This is a genomic window from Chthoniobacterales bacterium, from assembly GCA_035274845.1.
GTDB lineage: Bacteria > Verrucomicrobiota > Verrucomicrobiia > Chthoniobacterales > UBA10450 > AV80.
In genome coordinates this window covers 277,552-297,735 of the sequence record DATENU010000022.1, presented here as the reverse complement: position 1 = coordinate 297,735, position 20,184 = coordinate 277,552, and the positions used below count along the sequence as shown (strand labels likewise).

General features: G+C 58.9%; 20 protein-coding genes. 8 read left to right on the top strand and 12 right to left on the bottom strand.

Going from position 1 to position 20,184, the window contains the following annotated elements:
- Positions 1-28: 28 nt before the first annotated feature.
- Both VJU77_17410 and VJU77_17405 read right to left on the bottom strand, forming a co-directional pair.
- Positions 29-316: a DUF1330 domain-containing protein gene (locus VJU77_17410; protein ID HKP05131.1), complete on the bottom strand. Its 288-nt coding sequence runs from the start codon at positions 314-316 to the stop codon at positions 29-31.
- A gap of 36 nt (positions 317-352) precedes the next feature.
- Positions 353-1,069, bottom strand: a complete 717-nt coding sequence (locus VJU77_17405) for a PHP domain-containing protein (GenBank protein ID HKP05130.1) — start codon at positions 1,067-1,069, stop codon at positions 353-355.
- Positions 1,070-1,145: 76 nt separating this feature from the next.
- Here VJU77_17405 and VJU77_17400 point away from each other — a divergent pair, with 76 nt between their 5' ends.
- Positions 1,146-1,823: a hypothetical protein gene (locus VJU77_17400; protein HKP05129.1), complete on the top strand. Its 678-nt coding sequence runs from the start codon at positions 1,146-1,148 to the stop codon at positions 1,821-1,823.
- Positions 1,824-1,837: 14 nt separating this feature from the next.
- Here the strand turns inward: VJU77_17400 and VJU77_17395 are convergent, their stop codons facing one another.
- Together VJU77_17395 and VJU77_17390 are read right to left on the bottom strand one after the other, a co-directional pair.
- Positions 1,838-3,448 (bottom strand): cation acetate symporter, encoded by a 1,611-nt coding sequence (locus tag VJU77_17395; protein HKP05128.1) that lies wholly within the window; start codon positions 3,446-3,448, stop codon positions 1,838-1,840.
- A 93-nt stretch (positions 3,449-3,541) separates the two neighbouring features.
- Entirely contained in the window at positions 3,542-3,982 is a 441-nt protein-coding gene (locus tag VJU77_17390) for a DUF485 domain-containing protein (protein ID HKP05127.1), read from the bottom strand.
- Between the two features lie 85 nt (positions 3,983-4,067).
- Here VJU77_17390 and VJU77_17385 point away from each other — a divergent pair, with 85 nt between their 5' ends.
- Positions 4,068-5,696 carry a hypothetical protein gene (locus VJU77_17385; GenBank protein ID HKP05126.1) on the top strand — a complete coding sequence of 543 codons (1,629 nt, stop codon included), beginning with the start codon at positions 4,068-4,070 and terminating at the stop codon, positions 5,694-5,696.
- Between the two features lie 116 nt (positions 5,697-5,812).
- On the opposite strand, the gene VJU77_17380 is transcribed toward VJU77_17385, so the two are convergent.
- From VJU77_17380 to VJU77_17365, 4 genes are all read right to left on the bottom strand, one after another.
- Positions 5,813-6,931: a serine hydrolase domain-containing protein gene (locus VJU77_17380; protein ID HKP05125.1), complete on the bottom strand. Its 1,119-nt coding sequence runs from the start codon at positions 6,929-6,931 to the stop codon at positions 5,813-5,815.
- 32 nt (positions 6,932-6,963) lie between these two features.
- Positions 6,964-8,130: a PDZ domain-containing protein gene (locus tag VJU77_17375; GenBank protein HKP05124.1), complete on the bottom strand. Its 1,167-nt coding sequence runs from the start codon at positions 8,128-8,130 to the stop codon at positions 6,964-6,966.
- A 129-nt stretch (positions 8,131-8,259) separates the two neighbouring features.
- Entirely contained in the window at positions 8,260-8,775 is a 516-nt protein-coding gene (locus tag VJU77_17370; GenBank protein ID HKP05123.1) for a hypothetical protein, read from the bottom strand.
- Entirely contained in the window at positions 8,768-9,265 is a 498-nt protein-coding gene (locus tag VJU77_17365; GenBank protein ID HKP05122.1) for a sigma-70 family RNA polymerase sigma factor, read from the bottom strand. Before VJU77_17365 ends, VJU77_17370 begins: the two co-directional genes overlap by 8 nt.
- A 149-nt stretch (positions 9,266-9,414) precedes the next feature.
- Here VJU77_17365 and VJU77_17360 point away from each other — a divergent pair, with 149 nt between their 5' ends.
- The 3 genes from VJU77_17360 (at position 9,415) to VJU77_17350 (ending at position 11,347) form a co-directional block, all read left to right on the top strand.
- Positions 9,415-10,386, top strand: a complete 972-nt coding sequence (locus VJU77_17360; protein HKP05121.1) for an AAA family ATPase — start codon at positions 9,415-9,417, stop codon at positions 10,384-10,386.
- 3 nt (positions 10,387-10,389) lie between these two features.
- Positions 10,390-11,010, top strand: a complete 621-nt coding sequence (locus VJU77_17355) for a DUF3226 domain-containing protein (protein HKP05120.1) — start codon at positions 10,390-10,392, stop codon at positions 11,008-11,010.
- Positions 11,011-11,128: 118 nt separating this feature from the next.
- Positions 11,129-11,347 carry a hypothetical protein gene (locus VJU77_17350; GenBank protein HKP05119.1) on the top strand — a complete coding sequence of 73 codons (219 nt, stop codon included), beginning with the start codon at positions 11,129-11,131 and terminating at the stop codon, positions 11,345-11,347.
- On the opposite strand, the gene VJU77_17345 is transcribed toward VJU77_17350, so the two are convergent.
- On the bottom strand, positions 11,329-11,526 hold the full coding sequence (locus VJU77_17345) for a hypothetical protein (GenBank protein HKP05118.1): 198 nt from the start codon (positions 11,524-11,526) through the stop codon (positions 11,329-11,331). The two genes, VJU77_17350 and VJU77_17345, sit on opposite strands and share 19 nt — an antisense overlap.
- A 122-nt stretch (positions 11,527-11,648) precedes the next feature.
- Between VJU77_17345 and VJU77_17340 the strand changes: the two genes are divergently transcribed.
- Positions 11,649-12,365: a hypothetical protein gene (locus VJU77_17340; protein HKP05117.1), complete on the top strand. Its 717-nt coding sequence runs from the start codon at positions 11,649-11,651 to the stop codon at positions 12,363-12,365.
- Positions 12,366-12,451: 86 nt separating this feature from the next.
- Entirely contained in the window at positions 12,452-13,237 is a 786-nt protein-coding gene (locus tag VJU77_17335) for a M90 family metallopeptidase (GenBank protein ID HKP05116.1), read from the top strand.
- Between the two features lie 57 nt (positions 13,238-13,294).
- Here the strand turns inward: VJU77_17335 and VJU77_17330 are convergent, their stop codons facing one another.
- Together VJU77_17330 and VJU77_17325 are read right to left on the bottom strand one after the other, a co-directional pair.
- A complete protein-coding gene (locus tag VJU77_17330; GenBank protein HKP05115.1) occupies positions 13,295-13,759 on the bottom strand; it encodes a GNAT family N-acetyltransferase in 465 nt (154 codons plus the stop codon).
- Between the two features lie 89 nt (positions 13,760-13,848).
- Entirely contained in the window at positions 13,849-14,736 is an 888-nt protein-coding gene (locus VJU77_17325) for a retropepsin-like aspartic protease (GenBank protein HKP05114.1), read from the bottom strand.
- 326 nt (positions 14,737-15,062) lie between these two features.
- Here VJU77_17325 and VJU77_17320 point away from each other — a divergent pair, with 326 nt between their 5' ends.
- Positions 15,063-16,613 (top strand): hypothetical protein, encoded by a 1,551-nt coding sequence (locus tag VJU77_17320; GenBank protein HKP05113.1) that lies wholly within the window; start codon positions 15,063-15,065, stop codon positions 16,611-16,613.
- Positions 16,614-16,747: 134 nt separating this feature from the next.
- On the opposite strand, the gene VJU77_17315 is transcribed toward VJU77_17320, so the two are convergent.
- A complete protein-coding gene (locus VJU77_17315) occupies positions 16,748-20,038 on the bottom strand; it encodes a delta-60 repeat domain-containing protein (protein HKP05112.1) in 3,291 nt (1,096 codons plus the stop codon).
- Between the last annotated feature and the right edge of the window lie 146 nt (positions 20,039-20,184).

Here is a 20,184-nt window from a genome sequence, read left to right as displayed (position 1 = left end):
CAACGGCCTGATGGCAGGCGGTCTCCACCTAGATCCCGTCCACCAAGATCATGTTCGTCTTGGCGGTGCGCTGCCGCAGCTTGCGGGGCTCGCGGTATTCTTCGCAGTTCAGCCACGTTTTCGCGCGTTCCATCGACGGAAATTCCAGCACGACGAGCCGTTTCGGTTGCCAATCGCCCTCGAGCACTTCGGTCTTGCCGCCCCGAACGATGTACCTGCCACCCTGGGCAGTGATCGTCGCGGCCGCTTGTTTTTTGTACTCCTCGTAACCGACCGGATCGGTCACTTCGATTTCAACGATTACGTAAGCAGGCATAATGGAGATACTGACGGATCTGCGAGTAAGGCAAAACTAGCCGCCGTTCTCGGTTGAGGCGGCCGGCAATTTTTTCCGGCGCCGTAACCGCATCCAGTTGTTCCAGGTCTTGCGCACACTGTCCCGGGGCGTGAGGTAATGTTGATTGAGCTCGTTGCTTTTCACGAGCTGAGCGAGGACCCCCTGCACGGAGAAATCGCTCGTATTCAAGATTGTGTAAGCGGTGCCGATCGCTTCCGAGTGGTGGGCATCGCTGGAGGCCGTCATCGGCAGGCCGCGCAATTGGGCATACTTAAAGGCATAGCGATTGTAGCGCCGCAGGGTGGTAGCGGCGTTGAAAACTTCCAGGGCATCGATCGGCAACGTTTCCAGCACGGGAAAACGAATCCCGGCGCGAAAGAGGTCGTAGGGGTGAGGAGGAATGGCGAGGCCGCCCCGTTCGTGAATGATTTCGCAAACTTCGCGCGCCGGGGTGCCCTTCAAATAGGGAAGGGTGACGCCGAGGCAGAGGAGATGACCTTCCGCGGTCGTGACTTCCACGCCGGGGATGATGAGAAAATCGTCCACCGGCAATCCATCCTCACGCATGAGGCCTTTTTCGAGGAGGTAGGTAATCGCGTCGCAGGTGTTGTGATCGGTGATCGCGAAACCGTGCAGACCTTTCTCCCGCGCGGCGGCGATATTCTCCTCCGGGCTCGAGACGCCATCGCCGGAAAAGAACGTATGGGTATGAAGGTCGATGTTGAAGGCCACCGCGGGGAGGCTAATTTGCGGGGCGCGAAATGGAAAGCGCCGGTTTTCAAGGAACCGGCCGGCGTAGTCCGATACCATGGCAGAACCCGATCCCACCCTCACGCCGGCTCTTCCGCGGCGGATCCGCTCCGCCTTCACCCTCTTCGCCCTGGCCGTCGTAATGCCGTGGGCCTCGCCTGCTCCCTCGGCCCAGGCGCGCCCGGGTGGAAAATTGCTTCTCGCAACCTCAGCGGAGGACCCGGTTTTACGAGCGCGTCTCGTTTCCCTCTCGCCGAGCGTCAATCCGGAGGAAGCCCGGCACGTGACCTTTATTGCCTACACCACGGGACTCGAGCTGGCCCGCAAGTGGGACATGGGTTCGTCGCCCACCATGCACTCTTTTCTCATCAACATCGGCGCGAGGAAAGCTGGTTACTGTTATCAATTCGCCACCGAGCTGCTCCTTCGGCTGGAGGCGCAAAATTTCAAAACCCTCGAGTTCCATTGGGCCGAATCCGACGTGGGAACCGACACCGAGCACAACGTCATCGCGGTCACCGCGCGAGGGCAGCCGTTTGAACAGGCGATCATGCTTGATCTTTGGCGGCGTTCGGGACGCCTGCTCTGGGGACCCTTCGAGTGGGATGTTGATCACACCTGGCAGGAGAACAAAGCTGCCTACTTCAGCAGGGTGAAGCGAAAGCCGGCCGGGACCGATCAAGCCAGGAAAAACACGGTTCCAAAAAAGAAGACGCCCGAGACAAAGACCCGCTGATCGGCGGCGCGATTCTATTCTGGCGTGGCCTTTTCCGCGCCGAGGCCGGTATTCGCGCGCACGCTCAACTCCGCGAACCTCGCTTCCGCGCCCGGCTCACGGCGTTGCAGGAAAGTGCCCAGGATTGCTCCGAGAAATCCGAGCGGGATGCTCAGGATACCAGGATTCTCCAGCGGAAAAATCGGCGCGTGCTGAATGAGATGACGGGCCGCGGCTGCCGTTCCCGGCGGGTCGATCTTCATGATGCTCGGGCTGATGATGATGAGCGCCAGCGAGGCGACCAATCCCGTCGCCAGCCCCAGGACCGCGCCGGTGGTGTTGAAGCGTTTCCAGAAAAGCGAGAGCACGATTACCGGCAAATTCGCCGAAGCTGCCACGGCAAAAGCGAGCGCCACCAGGAACGCGACGTTTGCATCCTTCCCGAGCAGGATTGCGATCCCGATCGCGACCGCCCCGACGACAAAGGCGGTGATCCGGGCCACGCGCACTTCCTCACCGGGCCGGCGTTCGGTTCCCTTGTGGATCACCGCCGTGTAAAAATCGTGAGCGAACGAAGTCGAAGCGCTAATCGTCAGGCCCGCGACCACGGCGAGGATCGTGGCGAAGGCGATCGCGGCGATGAAGGCGAAAAATACATCTCCCGCCAGGGCCTGGGCCAGGAGCGGAGCGCTCATGTTGTTCCCGCCATGGCTCGCAATGAAATCGCGTCCCACAATCGTCGCGGCGCCGAAGCCGAGAAACGTCGTCATGATGTAGAAGCTGCCGATCAAGACCATCGCCCAAACCACGCTGACGCGCGCCGTCTTCGCGTCGGGGACCGTGTAAAAACGGACCAGGATGTGAGGCAATCCGGCGGTTCCAAAAACCAGAGCCATTCCGAGGGAGATAAGATCGAGCGCGCCGTGATTCGCGGCGGTGTATCGCAGGCCCGGCTCCAGAAAATTCTTCGTCACCAGGGCGCCTTTATCGTGATAAGTGACGCGCGTTATGGCGTCGAAAAAGTTCCCGAGGCTCCAGCCAAAGTGCGCCACCACGAGAATGCTGAGCAAAATCGTTCCCGCCATGAGCAGAATCGCCTTGATGATCTGCACCCAGGTCGTCGCCAGCATCCCACCGAAGACGACATAGATAATCATCAGCACGCCAACGCCGATCACCGCTGTCTGGTAGCTGACGTGCGAGCTGCCGAGGAGCAGCGTGACGAGAGCGCCCGCGCCCACCATTTGGGCGATCATGTAAAAGGTGCTCACCGTGATCGTGCTGATTGCCGCCATCGCGCGGACCGGACGCGGGTTCAGCCGATAAGCGAGAACGTCCGCCATCGTGTACTTGCCGGCGTTGCGCAGCGGTTCCGCCACCACGAGCAGCACGGTGAGATAGGCGACAAGCCATCCCACCGAGAACATGAATCCGTCATAACCGGAGAAGGCGATCAAGCCCGCGATGCCGAGGAATGAGGCCGCGCTCATGTAATCGCCGGCCACGGCCACGCCATTCTGCCAGCCAGTGATGCGGCGGCTGGCGGTGAAGAAGGCAGCCGCGCCCTGCGATCGCCGGGCGGCCCAGTAAGTGATGGCGAGCGTCACCAGCACGAAGCCCAGGAACATTCCGAGTGCTGGTGTCATAATAAATTCTTACTCGTGCTCATGCTCGTGCTCGTAATCGTGATCGAAGGCTTTCCAGATCGAGCACGAGCACGAGCACGATTACGATTACGATTACGAGGCAGAGCCGCGATCATCCTCCCCCGCCACGACCTCAGCCGCCATCTTGTCGAACCTGGCCGCGGCGCGAACGTAGAGAGCCGCGATAATCCAGGCGACGAAAAACTGCGAAAGCGCAAAGAGATAGGCGAGGTTTACCGGCCCAAGCACCCGCTTTTCCATGAACGGTTTGGCGTAACCAATCAGCGCGGGCAACGCAAAGTAATAGACAACGAAAAAGATCATCGCCGGAATGATGAACCGGCGCTTGGCCTTGAGCAGATTCCGAAACCGCTCGCTGGCCGCGAGTCCCTCCCAGTTGACCACGTCCATCTCCTCGTCGGCGGTGCGTTCGTGGGGCGGCTTCGACCCCTGGTGCGTCAAGGGGGCGACGTCAGTGGGCGCCGCGACGATCGGAGTGGGGTCGCTCGGGGTCTTTCGATCGTCAGCCGCCATCGCGCCAAGGTTATAAGGTGGGCCCGGGGAAAAGGCCAAGGAAAAGTCTGGCCGATGCAACCGGAATGCGCACGATAAAGCCCGAATGTCGGAGAACAGGACAGCGCGGTTTGAGACGGCGAATTTCTTCAAGAATTGCGCTCTGCTTTTGTGCCTGATCGCTCCTTCGGTTTGGATGATCGTCACGATCCCGCCGCTGTGGCGCGACGCGGACGCTTATGTTCAGCTGACCGAAAATCCATTGGTGGTGACCTTCTGGGGTCACGCCCCCGGGTACAGTTATGCTACGAAGCCTCTTCTTTTCGCCGGTGAACAGTGGGAGCGATGGCAGGGGAGAGCTTCGGCCAAACATCGGGCTGAATCATCCCAGCCCGGTCTGACCGATACCGGGATCTGGCTGATAATCATCGGCCAGCACCTCGCTCTGGCCGCGGGCCTCTTCTGTTTTCTTCGTGCGGTCAGCCAATTTTTCTGGGTGCGTCTCGCATTGGCTGTGGCCTGGGCCACCAATCCAATGCTTTACACCTATGCTCACTGCCTTGGATCCGAAACGCTGAGCTCGATTCTCACTGTCGTGCTTGCAACCAAAGGTTTGCGTTTGCTCCAGGACCGTCGCCAACCCGAATGGAAGGATTGGTATTTTTTCGCGGTTATTTTGTGTTTTTGCATTCTCGCCCGAGACCTCAACCTCGGCCTCATCGCGCTCCTGGCGGTCGCATTTGTCATTGCCTGGAATTGGAACCGGCCCGGAATTTTCCGGTCCTCGAAAGAGAGCGAGAAGTTTGGCTTGGGCGAACGAAGAGCGCTCTACCTTTGGTCCGCCGTGGTCGCGATTGCGATCGGCTTTGCCTGCGTCTGGGTCGAGGATTCCCTGGAGCAAAACCTGGCGCGAAAGACCAAACTGCATCCTCACTCGAGGATCGGATTTACGTTCCTCTGGCGCCTGAATTTTCTGGATAATCTCTCCCCGGAGGCGCGCGGAGTTCTGTTAGGGAAGGTCGCCGCCCGCGCCCATTCCGAAAAGGCGCGCCAGATCATCGCGTTGCTGGGACAGATGCAGGCGGAAAAAGCGGATATGAGTTCGGGGCCTTTCATGCAGCGCGCCATCCTTCTGTTCGACGGTCCCCAATGGGAAGAGCTCGATCGCGCCTTGAACGAAATGGCTTTCGCGTTCCTTTTGCCTCCAACCCCCGAACATTTGCAGGCTACCAGCACCGATTTGATCCACGCCGTGACGATGCCGCCGACCGAGATCACCAATTACCTTTTTGCCACGACCACTTACTATTTTGAGCATCGGGAGGAACTGCATGCCGTGGCGAATCTGGTGACATTTCGCGGCGCGACCGCGGATCAGATAAGAGCGATTCCGTCCCAGCACCTTTACTTTCGCCTTTGGCAGGGGGTGCGCTACAGCCGGATTTTTTTGGTTTGGATTATCGCCCTGGCGGGTTTCGTCTTCATGGCTCGACGACGAGGAATTAACCCGGGAGCAGTCGTCGGCTTCAGCTTCGCTCTCACCGCGGTTGGGGTGCTGATCTGCGTGGTGGCCTGCGTGTTGCATGAGATCGAGCCGCGATTCGCTCTGACAATGTGGCAGACGTTGCTGCTCTCTCTCAGCCTCCTTCTCGGCAAAACCGTCGACTTGCTTATCTTGGAGCCGGCACGCCATCGTGCCGGAGGGGTGCAGCATCGCTTTCTCTCAACGGCCTGAGGGCAGGCCGTCTCCATAGCGTGCCGTCTCCAGATTCGGAAACAGTCCGCCGGGCAGCGTTGCCCCGGAAAGGTTCGGGGTTGCCGAAGCTGGGTTAAGCCCCGGCGGACTGTTTCTTACTTTGCCGGAATTCGTTCCCGGATCGCTTTGGCCACCGGCATCAGGGCCGGTGGATCGGTGTTCATCAGCGCCACGGCCGTGTAGCCGGATTCCGGAAACATTTGCAGGTCTGCCGCGATGCCGGGAGCGCCGCCGTTGTGGCCCACGCTATGTTTGCCGCCGGAATTGTTGTCGCCAAAGCCGTAACCGTATTTCCCCATTCCGCGCGGACCTTCCACTTTGCCGGTAGTCACTAACTCGGTGTGCGTTTTATCGAGAAGTTTGGAGCTGAAGAGCGCCTGCTGGAACTTCACCAGGTCCGGTGCCGTGGAAAAACCGCCGCCCGCCGGACCCCCTCTGACCTCGCGCAGGTTGGTGTTATCGCGGATTTCTTCCTGCGGCTGTCCCTGCGGAGACATCTTCGTGTAGCCAATCGCCAGGTTCGGAATTTCCTTTCCAGGCTCGTAGAATCCGGTGTCGTTCATTCCGGCCGGCTTGAAAATATGTTCCTGGACGTAGCTGTAATAATCCTGGCCGGAGACCTTCTCGACGATCGCGCCGAGCAGCAGGAAGCCGGAATTGCTGTATTGAAATTTTTCGCCGGGAGGAAATGACAACGGCTCGGCCGCAAACAACGGGAGGTAGGACGCGACCGTGAGGAGCTTGTCGCGTTGCGCCGCGAACTTTTCTCCCCAGTACGATCCCATGCCCGAGGTATGCGTCAGCAGGTGGTGAATCGTTACCTTCTCCGCGACTTCCTTGTTCGGGTAATCAGGCAGATGCTTGCCCACCGGATCGTTGAACGAAAGTTTGCCCGCCTGCGCCAGCTGGGCGATCGCCACCGCGGTGAACATCTTGTTCATCGACCCGAGGTTGAACTTGGTGTTCAGGTCGATCGGCGCGTTGGTAGTTTTGTTGGCGATCCCGGCCGCCTTGCTTGCGACCGTCTTTCCATCCCTGGCCACCAGAACCACGCCGGAGAGTTTGTTCTCGGCCACCAAAGAATCGAAGTAGCTTTCGAGTTCTTTCGCCAGGCCGGCTTCGGGCTTGGTCGAACTGCTGGGAGCCGGCTCCTCGACCGCGACCAGAAATTTCGCTGCCAGGATCGCGAGGAGAGCCGTAACGATGCGTTTCATTTTTCCTTCGCGCTCCGGCCGCAAACGATCGCTTAGATCTTGACGACGTTGAGATGGCGAAGCAAACGCGGGCAATGTTGCATGGAGACCTGCTGCACGGTCACGCCTGAGACATCGACCTTCGTGTTGTCCTCATCGTTGTCGTTATCGTTGTCGTCGGCGTCGTTGTTATCATTATCATTATCGCCATCGACGTTGATCTCGATGTCGTCGTTGTCTTCGTTATCAACGAAGGTGTTCGGCCCAACCACCGGCAGATGGCTCTGGTCGAGCAGATCGAAACGCTTGCGAACTTCCGGAGGCATTTTGTCGATCTCTTCCTTCGAATCGACCGGCCCGCTGAAGAGCAACCGGCCCTGGGGATCTTTGGCGGTCAGGATCTTTTTGCCCGCGACGGTCTCGAGCTTTAGCTCGCCTTTGTCGTCCGCAAACACGATCGTCGCCTTGCCCAGGTCGATAGTGGTCGATTTCAGGGCGCCTTTGTCGCGACTATACAGGCGCATCTCCCGCGCGTTTCGGCGCGCTTCATCCCGGGCGCGCCGGGCCTCGGCGCGCGCTTCGGCGGTGGCCCGCGCCGCTTCCCGCTGCGCATTCCGAACCGTCTCGCGGATATCCGGACCGAAGTTCGTGTTACTCACGTCGACGTGGAAGTCCTTCATCTTCTCATTGAAGTCTTTCATCTTCTCGTTGAACTCATCCATGTTCATATTGAACATGCCGTAGTCGTGGTCGCGCTGGCGGATTTCCTTCTTGCCCAGCTTCACCGTGACCTTGGTCTCGGCGTTCTTGCGCAGGATGGTCAGGGTCACATTTGTCCCTTCCTGGAGGCTGCGAACCAATTTGCTGAGCTGATCGGGATCCATCAGGATCTGGTCGTTAAACATCTTGAGGATGTCGTTCTGCTGCACGCCCGCGGCTGCGGCCGGTCCATCTGGAACCACGTAGTCGACCACCAGGCCGAAGCCTTTCTGCAACCCGAGCTGCTCGCTCACCACCCGGGGCACACTCGAGGTTTCGACTCCGAGGAAGGTGACGGGGACCATCGGGCGGTCCTTGTCTTTGTCCCTGTCGCGATGGCTCGGCGGAACCGGTGGGACCGGTGGAACTGGTGGAACTGGCGGCACCGGTGGGGACTGGGCAAACCCGGCAATAGGAAGCAGCGCGAGAGCTGCGATGATTGATACTGTTTTTGTTTTCATGGTTTGGTTTTGGTTAAGGGCGATTCTGTTTTGCGTTGTTGTAGGGCAAGCGCCTCGCTTGCCGCCTAGTGGCGCGGCGAGGCAGGCGGAGCGCCCGCCCTACAAAAGTTTTGTTGTGTTGGCTGGCAATCATTGGCCGGAAATGGGGATGAGGGTCACTTCTTCGGTCGGGTAGGAAACGCGCAGCGACGCCCCGGTCTGGGGATTCTTCCACTGCACGGTCTCGCGTTTGTGCGAGCGAAGCCGGCGCATCGGCTGGTCTGCTCCCTCGGTGAAGTGCAAGCCTTCATCCCGCGTATCGTAGACAACCCGGGTCAGGGCCGCCGGCACGAAGCTGTCATCCACTTTGGCGGCCGGGGTAACCGGCGCCGGCGAAATCAAGGCCAGGCCAGCCGCTTTGCTCGATGGCCGGTCCACGTTGAGGCGGGCCAGGAGGAGAAAGACCGCCGCGGCCGCGAGCCCGAGGCCAAGCGCAATCCAATTCGGGCGAAAGCTCCGGCGCTTCGGCAATATCCCCGCCGTCGGGACCCCGCGCCCGGCCGCTTCTTCCGCCAGGCCGATCTCGATCCGGGCGTTGAGCTCCGGCGAGACGCCGCGCGGACGCAGCTTTTTCAGTTCGGCTTCCAGTTCCGAGAAATCATTCATGGGCGACAAAGTTTTTCTTGAGCGAGGCCAGTGCGTAGCGATAACGCGAGGCGGCGGTGTTCTGTGAAATTGCGAGGGCGGCGCCGATCTCGGCGAAGGTCAATTCGTTCCAGATTTTCATGACCAGCACCTCCCGTTGCTCGACGGGCAAAAGATCGAGGGCTGCGGACAGCTCGCGCTGGGAGCCATCATCGAAATCAAATTGCGGCTCGGTGATTTGCTCCATGTCGGCCGAAGCAGCTGCTTCGCGCCGGGCCCGGCGGCTGTCGCGGCGCAGGAGATCGAGCGCGACTGAGCGGACCGTGGCGTAAAGCAGTCCGCGATTTTCGATCGAATGCTGTTTTCGCCAGAATCGGACGAAAGCTTCCTGGACGATGTCCTCGGCGTCTGCGATCGAGCGGACAAACTGGCGGGCAAACAGGACAAGGCCCGGCCCCAGTTCCGCGAAACAGACTTTCCAATCTTCTTCATGAGTGACGACATCTTCCATGACCTCTTTACGGTCTTTTAATAACCAAACGCCGCCAACCGCGTATTTTGTCTAAAAGGGGGTAACGATTTGATATCTGACGGGAATGGTCGTCATAGCGGATCAAAATTGGCTGTTGCTACGATATTCTAGCGGTTAAAGATGTGACTGTGATTACGTCATTGAGCGTCCAAAGTTTCCGCGGATTTAAGGAGCTGCACATTCCCAAGCTGGCGCGAGTCAACTTGATTGGCGGCGTTAACAACGCAGGAAAGACCGCTCTTCTCGAGGCCATTTATTTGCTTACCGAGAGAGACCCTGCCCGCCTTAACTCGCTACCGCATCTTTTCCGCCCTGCGTCTGGCGTAAACGATGATCGATATTTTTGGCAATGGCTAGCGAACGACAAGAATGACAAGCGAGAAACGGTGATTGCAGGTCCCGTGGGGAATGTGCTTCGTCGTGTCCTCTGGCGGGTGGCCTCTCACCTTCCGTTCGAAGGTCAGGCGATCTTCCAACACGCCGGCAGGCAATTAATTCTTCCGCTGATTCCGAGGGAACCGTTGGATGATTGGCCCAAGCCAGAAGTGTTTTCTCCGGCACCGACTAAACCAATTGAAGATGCTCAAATTTACATTAGGGCGGCGAAGATGGCTACGGATGGCGAGGAGCGCATCGAATCATTGTTGCGAGAAATCGAACCGCGTCTTAAGCGAGTCCGAGCATTCCCTGACGAGCAAACGAATCAGCCGCTTATCCATGTCGGACTCAATCGCGGCGAAGCGCTTCCTTCGAATCAATTGGGGCAAGGATTTAATCGACTATTGCGGATCTATTCCTCCCTATTATGTGCGGAGGCCAAGATATTCCTGATCGATGAAATAGAAACAGGACTTCACCATAGCGCGCTTCCAATGTTTTGGAGGGGGTTGGCAGCAATGGCGCGACAGGAAGACGTGCAGGTTTTTGCGACCTCGCATAGCCGCGAAGCGATCTTTGATGCACACCGCATTTTCTTAGATCAGCCGGAATATGATTTCGCCTATCATCGTCTCGAACGTGTTGACGGCGACATTCGCGCGGTTACCTACGAAAAAGACCGATTGGATGGCGCCGACGACCGTAATTTTGAAGTCCGTTGAAGTATGTCGCAGGATCCAATCAATATTAGCTCAGAGCGACTTTTGTTGTGCGAGGGGAAGACAACGCTTCTCGTTCTTGGGCCATTCTGCCGGAAGATGGACATTCAAGGTTTCCAACCTCTGGATTTTGGCAGCAAAGACAACTTTGGAAACTTCTTGAAAGACGTTACGATATTGCCGGGGTTCGAGGCTCAAGTTCATACGCTGGCAGTCGTGCGCGATGCCGAACACGATGCCGCTGCCGCCTTCGCTAGCGTTCGTCATGCACTCATCGAGGTCGGCCTTCCGGCCCCAAACGCTCCTGGCGAAGTTGCCGGAGATGATCGTCGGGTTGGCGTCTTTATAGTGCCGGACAATGCGGACTCCGGAATGATTGAAACGCTATGTCTGCGATCAGTGGCTTCGGATCCTGCCTTTTCGTGTCTCGATGAATTCTTTGAATGCGTTTTTCAACGTGTGGGTATGCCGCCGTCGAATATGCATAAGGCGCGCGCGCAGGCGTTCTTGGCGACCCGCCAAAAGGTAGACTATCACGTCGGGCGTGCCGCAGACGCTGGCGTTTGGAATTTTGAACATGAAGCCTTTGCGCCTCTTGAGAAATTTCTTCGCGGTCTTGCAGGGTGAGCCAAGAAAGACGGAAGGAACAGCAGCCGACAGCTTAGCCGGGTCAGAGCTTACTATGGACACTTGGGGTCCATTAACGACCGTTGCTTCGGGCCAGTGACTAAAGTATTTTCGGCGCATGAGTGTTAGAGAAATCCTCGACGAACTGCCGCGGCTCGATGCCAGCGAGCGCCAGACCGTTTATCGCCGGCTCGTCGAGATCGATCCTGCCTTGGACGCGGAGGAGACGCCGGAGATGCTGGCGGCCATCGACGATGCTCTCGCCCAATCGGATGCAGGGCAAGGGGTCAGCATTGAAGAGGCGCGCCGGCGCGTCGCTCAATGGACTTCAAAGTAATCTTCCTGCCGCTCGCGCTGCAGGATCTCGAAGCAATCGTCAGGCATGTCGCGGAAGATGATGCCCAGGCTGCAAATCGACTTGGCAATTCCCTGATCGACCGGACAGAAACTCTTGCTCAATTTCCAGAGCGTGGCCGCAATGTGAGCCGGCGTCCGGGCGTGAGGAGGCTCGTTCATTCCCCATATCTGATTTTCTATCGCGTCAACGATACGTGTCGATCGGTGGAGGTGCTCCGCTTCTGGCATGGGGCTCGAAGTCCAAGTGCGTTGCGGATGCAGTGAGCAAGACGACGTGCCTGATGAGCAGGGACTTTGAGGAGCTGGATTACCAGAACACGCCGCTCGGCGAACTGATCCTGCGGCGTAGGCGGATTCTATCGTTAGGCGGGGTCGAGGTTTACGAAGTAAAGCTCGGGGACGCGTTCCTGATGTCGAGCCTGTTTCATGAAGTGGAAGAGGCGCTCGCGCGTCTGGGACTGGGCGAACTGCAGGGCGAGAAGTGGGATGTCGTCGTGGGCGGGCTGGGGCTCGGCTACACGGCGGTGGCCGCGCTCGAGCATCGCGAGGTCGGGTCGTTGCTAATCGTCGAAGCCTTGAATCCGGTGATCGAATGGCACCAGCGCGGGCTCGTCCCGCTCGGCGGGAAACTCACGAGCGATCCTCGAACTCGAATCTTGCAGGGCGACTTTTTTGCGCGCGCCCAATCGGTGGAGGGGTTCGACCCAGAACAGCCGGGCCGACGGTTTCACGCGGTGCTGCTGGATATCGACCATTCCCCGCGCAATTTGTTAGACCCGCACAACGCGGCCTTCTATCAGCCGAATGGTTTGCGCGCGCTCTCGGGCCATTTGCATCCAGGCGGTATCTTCGCCCTCTGGTCGGATGATCCACCGGACGACGAATTTCTCGACAAGCTCAGCGCCGAGTTCGCCACGGCGCGGGCGCACGTCGTGACCTTCCCCAATCCGCTTCTCGACGAAGACTCCGCCAGCACGGTCTATGTGGCGACAAAGTAAGAAAGTGACGAGTGACATGTGACGACTGACATGTTGCTTCCCACGTCTCAATTGACTTGGCGTGCCGGGCTTCTTCAGTAGCTGCGGTGTTTGATGCATTCAAAAAATGGCGAAGACGGCGGTTCGATAAAGAGCCGTTCCCGCCCGCTTGGCTCCGCATCTTGCAAGATCGCGTCCGCTACTACCGTCTGCTCTCCAGCGAAGAACAAACCGACTTGCGCAGGCTTATTCGTGTCTTCCTGGCCGAAAAAAGGTTCGAGGGCTGTGGCGGGCTGGAGATCACCGACGAAATCCGGGTCACGATCGCGGCGCAGGCGTGCATTCTTCTGCTAAATCGGGAGCATGACTATTATTCCGGGCTTCATTCGGTCCTGGTTTATCCGAGCTGGTATGTGGCTCCCGCGCAATTCGTCGATCCCGTGGGCGTGGTGCACGAAGGTGAGCAAAGCCGGCTCGGCGAAGCCTGGCTGCGAGGATCGATCGTCCTTGCGTGGGACGAGGTGCGACAGGATGCCCGCGATTTTCAGGATGGCTACAACGTTACCTTCCACGAGTTCGCGCATCAGCTCGACCAGCAGGACGGAAGTTTCGATGGCGCGCCAATTTTGGAGAAGTCTTCCCATTATCGGTCCTGGGCGCGCGTCCTGAGAAAGGAATATGACGCGCTGACTCGGGCGGCGGAGCGCGGGCAGGAAACATTGATCGATCAATATGGCGCGACCGATCCGGCGGAATTCTTTGCCGTCGTCACGGAAGCATTCTTTGAAATGCCGAGGGCTCTGAACGAAGAACATCCGGAGCTGTACTCGGAACTGAAAAAGTTCTACCGTCAGGACACGCTGGCGCGCCTGGAGAAGGCGGAGCGGCGATAAACGGCGACGCTCGCCGCAATTGATTCGGATTTTCCGGCCGCGCCTGGAAGCTGCGCCTCAGGCTTCGGACGGCGACAGCCGCATTGGCAGGAATGATATGCCGTGCGCGGTGGTGACCGGGCCGGACGGCACGAAACCAAACGCCTTGTAGACCGCGATTGCGTTCAAGCTCGAGTTTACGGTGAACTCGCCTGGATTCCCGCGGTGGAGTGCTTCCTGTCGCGCTTCGTGCCACAACCGGCGGGCAAGTCTATGGCGGTGGAACGGCCGGGCTACGAACAAGTGAAAAAGGTGAGTGTTGTCGCGGATGGCAATGAATCCTGCGACCGTGCCGCTCTCCTCCGCGACGATGAAGGAATATCTTGGTGACTCGAGGTATCGACGCTCAGCGTGCTCGGAGACAGAGGCTAGATACTGCTCAGCTCCCACTCCAGCGGGATCGACGGTTAGCTCGGACTGGAAGCTGGCGATCAACTCGGCAATCGGGCGAGCATCAGCGACGGTGCCTCGGCGAAGATTCACGAAGGAAGATTAGCTTGCAGGCCGTTTCCGTGAAACGCCCAATCCAAAAACAGCTCCTCACGGAGACGCCCTCCACTTCGGGGCTCGCCTTACCGAGGGATGAGGCGGAGACGCTGGTTTTTCTGGTCGAAGGTCACCGCAAATCCGCTCAGGGTCTTTAGCCCAACGTTCCCGAGATCGCCGAGAGCCGGATAAACGATCATGGCGTCGGGGAATTCGTGGCGGCCGAGCTTGATCGTCTCTTTAAGCTGGACCTGCTTGATCTCCATGTCGCCGGTGGCGCTGCGGGCGCGGCCAACCACCCGGGGTTCACCAGCGAAAGTCAATTTCTCGGCGAAAGCGGTCGGGAAAACGAAGGCGCCGATCCCGTTGCCGGTGTCGAGGCGCGCCTGGATCTTTTTGTCGCCGACAGCCAATTCGACCAGGGCGATGCCGGCGTCGTTCTTGTAGTCGAGAGTCTCGGCGCCGTCGGACTTCGGGAGTTCGCCTTTCTCGAGGCGAAGTTTTTTGCCGGGGAAGTCGAGCGTGACAAGATAATCGGCGAAGGCCTGAAGGCCGAGAACGCCATCGACCTTGAGGGGGCGCGGGGAGTTTTGAAAGTTGCGGCCGATGACCGTGACATCGGTAAGGCGCAGGTTGCCGACGGCAAGGGAATCGACCTTGTAGGTCTCGGAAGCCTGGAAATTCCGGCGTGAAGGATCGGTGGCCTGCACCTGACCGGTGGATTTGAGTTTCAGTTTCTCGACCAGGGAAACATCGATCCGTGGGTCGCCCTGCGCGCCGGTATCGAAGGCGAACACGAACGGTCCCTGGCCGTTGACCATGACTTCGAGGGTGAATAATGGGTCGCCGGTTTGCAGCGGAACCTCGACCGGCAGCTTAGTCTCGGAACTGGCGCAATGGGCCCGGGGCGCATGCCACGTCGCGCAGGAAAGGATGATGGCGATGATGAGAGAAAGGCGGAGGAATGCTTGCATCGAAGCTTTTAACGCCGCCGGATCCCATTTTTGTCTCCGACACCCAAGCGTGGCAGAGCGCTCAGGTGAGCGTGAATTGCGCTTTCAGCGCGATTTTTTTTGTTGGCCGAAACCTGGGGCGTTGCCCCAGGCTTACCTGACTGTCGCGCCTTTGGCGCTGAAGAAAATAGTAGCGGCATTAGCGCCAACGGCGCGCCCTCAATTCAAGCCTGGGGCATCGCCCCAGGAAATTGATTGAGAAAATGACGAAGCGCTGAAGGCGCGCATCAATTGCGTCGAATAAGTTTTCTCCTTGACCGCGTAGAAACGCGTGGCGACTACTCCGCGTGCTCCGATTCAGTATCGCGCTGGCGATCCTCGTTACGCTCGCGGCGTCTTCCCGCGCCGAGGTAACGTTCGCCCTCAGCTTTCCCGATGTAACCAGCCACACAAACCAGAACTGGGACGACCCCGCCAATGGCGCCGTGGCCCGATCGACGTTGCAGGCGGCGCTCGACGAGGTCGGCCGGGAATTTGCCGAGACCGCCACGATTCAACTGACGATCACCTCGTCGATGACGACGGCCTACGCGGCGGGCGCGACTACGGCGCTCCAGGTCCTGCAGCCGGGCGGCTTTCGGGACGGCAACACTTACATCAAGATCCGGACCGGCTCCGACGTGAACGGCAGCGCGGCGGATGGCTCGATCGAATACAGCTTTAACCTGTCGCTCTACTCCGATCAGAACGGCGACGGCGTCGTCAATTATCTCGACTTCATCGCCAACCTGAAAGGACTGACGCGCCACGAGATACTCCATATTCTCGGGGCGGTGTCGGGAATCGATCCGGCGAATCCCGGAGCTTCACAGGTGACGCGGCATGATACGTTCCTGTTCGATTCCGCGGGGCGCCCCCTGGTGAATCCGGGCGGCACGATCAATGGCTCGGCCAATATCCACGATCCCAACGCCTACTTCGATGCAACCGGCACCGGGCCAAATTATCCGATCAATCACGCCGACGATTTCACGCACCTGATCGGCATTCATTTTCCGTATCGCGTGAACGTAAACGACGATGACCGCGCTTATCTCCGGACTCTCGGCTACGCGGCGCCGCCGGGTAAGCTCTTGAACATCTCCACGCGGCTCCGGGTCCAGACCGGCGACTCCGTCCTGATCAGCGGTTTCATCATTACTGGGACCGAGCCCAAGACGGTGGTGATTCGAGGGATTGGACCTTCCCTCGCAGACTTCGGCGTAGCCAATGCGCTGCAGAATCCGACGCTCACTCTTTTCCAAGGCGACAGTCAATTGCAGGCCAACGACGATTGGTTTGATTCGCAGGGCGACGCGATTCGCGCCACCGGCCTGCAGCCGATTTACAGCACCGAATCCGCCATCCTGCGCACCCTCGCGCCAGGCTCATACACGGCGGCCGTCCGCGGAAAGAACGATACGACCGGAATAGCCGTCGTCGAAGTTTACGATCTCTCCTCTGTCTCGAACTCGAAGCTGGCGAATATCAGCACACGCGGATTTGTCGAAACCGGAAGCAATGTCATGATTGGCGGCTTTATCGCGGGGCACCCGAGCAACGACAACGTCAGCGTGATCGTGCGCGCGATCGGTCCGTCGCTGGCCAAGTTTGGAGTGCCGAACGCGCTGCAAGATCCCATCCTGACTTTGTATGACGCGAATGGCGCCCAGATCGTTGAGAATGATAATTGGCGGGACACAAATGAAACCGCCATTACCGCGAGCGGCTTCGCTCCCAGTGACAACGCCGAATCCGCGATTCTGATTGCGCGGCCGCCCGGCAGCACGACGGCGATTGTCCGCGGCAAGAACGGCGGCCTCGGCAATGCGCTGGTGGAAGTTTATCGATTGAATTAAGTGGTAGGGACGCCGCGCTGCGGCGTCCGCGGCCGGTTTCGCGCGCTGGAGAAGATCCGCGGACGGCGCGGCGCGCCGTCCCTACCATGTAACTATCGAGCGACGGAGCGCCCGATCCACCAAAGTTCTGCGTTTCAGGGCAATCTGTAAATCTCCACTAGCGCCACACCGCCCACAAAAGGAGGCGGAGGCGGGCCTGGCAAAATCGGGTTCCCCGGAGTCAAGATCACTGTGTAGGCAGCGCCATTGGCAGGCAATGTTTCGAGGATTGCCGACTCCCCATCATTCGTGGGTGCCAGACCGGTGGCGGCGATGGCAGCTTCCTGATCGTCCCGCCAGTTATTGTTTTCGCGAATCAGGGCGCCATTCGCATCGTACAACCGGATAAGTGGGTCCCCCAGGGTAGCTGGGAGGCCCAAGGATGGGCCTAGTCCTCGCACCAGCAGTTGCTGCGTCCCCTGGCCTGACAGAATTGTTCCCGCAATCAAGACGTTCTCACCCGGCAGCACGAACCCGCGGGTGGAAACGTTAGCCAGCCTGGAGTCCGATGCCGGAGAGACGTCATAGACTTCTACCAGGCCCACACCGCCGCCATTGTTTTTGCCCCTTAGGATCGCCGTATAAGCGCCCGGACTCAAGGTCGCACCACAGATCGCCGCCTCCAGATCGTTCGTGGGCCTCAGTTCCGCTGTTTCCAGGCACTGAGTTTGACTGTCTCGCCAATTGTCGTTTATGACTGTTCCAAATCCGGCCGGGCCGTGTAGTTCGAGAACAGGGTCAGCCAATGGATTGGAAACGCCGAAGGCGCTCAGGGACGGTCCAATGCCCCGCACGGTGACCCGCTTGCCGGCGTTTCCGGTAATGATGAAGCCGGCGATCATGACATTGTCGCCCGTTCCCACGAACCCTCGTGTCGAGATGTTGCCGAGAAGAGTGGCGGGAGTCGGCGTCGGCGTTGGCGTGGGAACGATGGCGGGGCCAGTCAAGCGGGCGAGACAGATTCGAGAGGTTCCGTTGTACTGATTGAAGATTCCTCCGACGAGAAGCTTGCCATCTGGCTGAAGGTTCAGGGCCGAGATCTTCGCGGGGGAGCCGGGGTAATGACCCTGGGGAGAAATCGCGAACCCAGTTCCAGTAACCAAACTCGAATCCACCGCCCCGGTATCGGTTAAGCGGACAAAAATACCAGGACCGGAGGAATTCGATCCGCCTACGTAGACCTTTCCATTTTGGACCGCGAGGGAGTAGACAGTGTCTCCGGACACAAGGGGTCCCGAAAAAGTGGTGTCGAGCGACCCATCGCTCTTGAGGCGAGCAAGAGCCCGTCGGGTGACGCCATTGTAGGAGCTGAAGGAGCCGCCCACGTAATATTTTCCGTCCGGAGCCTGGCGCACGGCAAAGACGGTAGCAGAATTCCCGGTGACACCCACGCCGCCGGCGTTAAAGGCGGAATCAATCGCGCCAGTCGTTGTATCGAACCGTGCAACCCCGCGAATATTCGTTCCATTATAGTTTCTGAAACTTCCGCCGATGACGATATGACCGCTACTGTCCGGCGGGGTCATCGCACTGACCAAAAAAACAAGGTCAAAGGGGCCTGCATTAGCTGGATTAAAAACATTATCAACCGCCCCCGTCGGCGTTAGTTTTACCACGCCGGTGTGCGGTATGCCGTTGAACGAGGAGAACTCTCCACCGACATAAATATTTCCCGCCGCATCCAGCGCCAGCGCGCGAATGTAATATCTATCCGGTCCGGTTCCCGGATCGAACGAGGGATCGAGGGACCCATCGGAGTTGAGCCGGGCAATTCGCGGCATGGGCACGCCGTTCACTTCCCCAAAAAATCCCGCAATCAGAATCTTCCCATCCGGTTGAATGAGCAACGCGCGCGTCGACCGGTCGGTGTGGACGTCGAAAGACGAGTCAACTGTGCCATCCGGGTTTACCCGGAGAACGTTGTTGTGCGGGACGCCATCGTGGGAGGTGAAAACGCCGGTCATAATAATCTTGCCATCCGCCTGGGTGGCCGTGGTCCAGATATTCGGATCGTATTCCGCCACTCCCCCCAGTCCGGCGAAGCTGCTGTCCACGGAGCCATCGGGATTGGCCCAGGCTATGTTGTTCCGGGTCTGGCCGCCGAAGCTCGAAAAATAACCAGCGAGAAAGATCTTGCCGTCACTCGGCCGAACGAGCGCCGTGTTTATTTGCCAGGCGGAGGGACCGGCTCCGGTCCCGCTGAAGCTGGTATCGCGAGCGCCATTGGTTTCGAGCCGGGCCACGTTGTTGACGGTGGCGGCACCTAACGAATGAAATTCTCCGGTCGCGATTAACTTGCCATCGGGCTGCTGCGCCATGCTATAAATTATCGAGTCGTAGTTATACCCCTCAAACTCTTCCGTGCTAAATCCGCTATCGACGACTCCGGTGCTGGCACTCAAACGCACGATACTATGGCGCGCGACGCCGCTAAATGAGTCGAAGTAGCCAAAGGCAAGGATCTGGTCGTCCACTTGCGCTAAAAGACCTGAGATCGTACCGGTCCCGGCATCCACCGCCGAACCCGGGGTAAAGGTGGCGTCGAAACTGCCGTCGGCGTTCATCCGGGCGAGGCCCGGAACGGGATGACCATCAAACGTTTCGAAAGTTCCGGCGATGACAACCTTTCCCGCGTTGGCCGCCAGGTTTTGGCGCGCGGCGTGATACACAATGGTGCTGAATGTGCCAGCGCTGTTCCCAGCGCCCGTGCCCGGATTGTACGATGGATCGAACGTCCCATCGCTATTGAACCGCGCGATACAGGAGCGCGGCACGTTCGTGCCCGGTCCCGTTAGGACAAAGAAAAACTGGCCGAAAACGACCATCTTGCCATCTGGTTGAAGGACAGCACCATATATCGAAGTGTTGGCTGCGGAGGTTCCGTCGAACGAGAGTACGGAACCAGGATCGAAGCCAGAGTCGAGCGAACCGTCGCTATTGAGCCGGGCAATCCCCTTGCGGTCAATCCCACTAACAGTTTGGAAAAACCCGGTGATGATAATTTTGCCATCCGGCTGAAGGACGATGTCACCAGGGCCAAAACTGGCACCAAGGCCGGGGTCGAACGACAGGTCGAGCGTGCCGTCCCCATTCAGCCGAGCGATGCCGGAACGGCTGACGCCGTGCACCTCTGAGAATGATCCGGTGATGATAACCTTGCCGTCAGGCTGCAGGGCCGAGTGGAACACCAGCCCGTCCGTGAATTTTCCTGCATTGAAGGTCGTATCGAGAGTGCCGTCTGTCTCGATCATGCCGGACGGTTGCTGGGTGATCGGGCGTCCTGGTGAGCCGATAGCGCTCTTGGTGGAAGTGAAAGCCATGACGCTGATCGCCAGGGCTCCGAACAACAGGCTAACAGCGGCGATTCGCGAGGTTGTTAAGTTCATATGAGGAGTGTTGGGTTAGGCAAACGGCGAAGGCCGAAGCCGGATGGGTCCCGGGGCAGAACTGTGAGTCTCACTTCTCCGCGAAGTGGACTCTGAGAAAATCTGGAAATCAGGAGGGGCATGGGGAGCCGCCGGCCTCCTTTTAT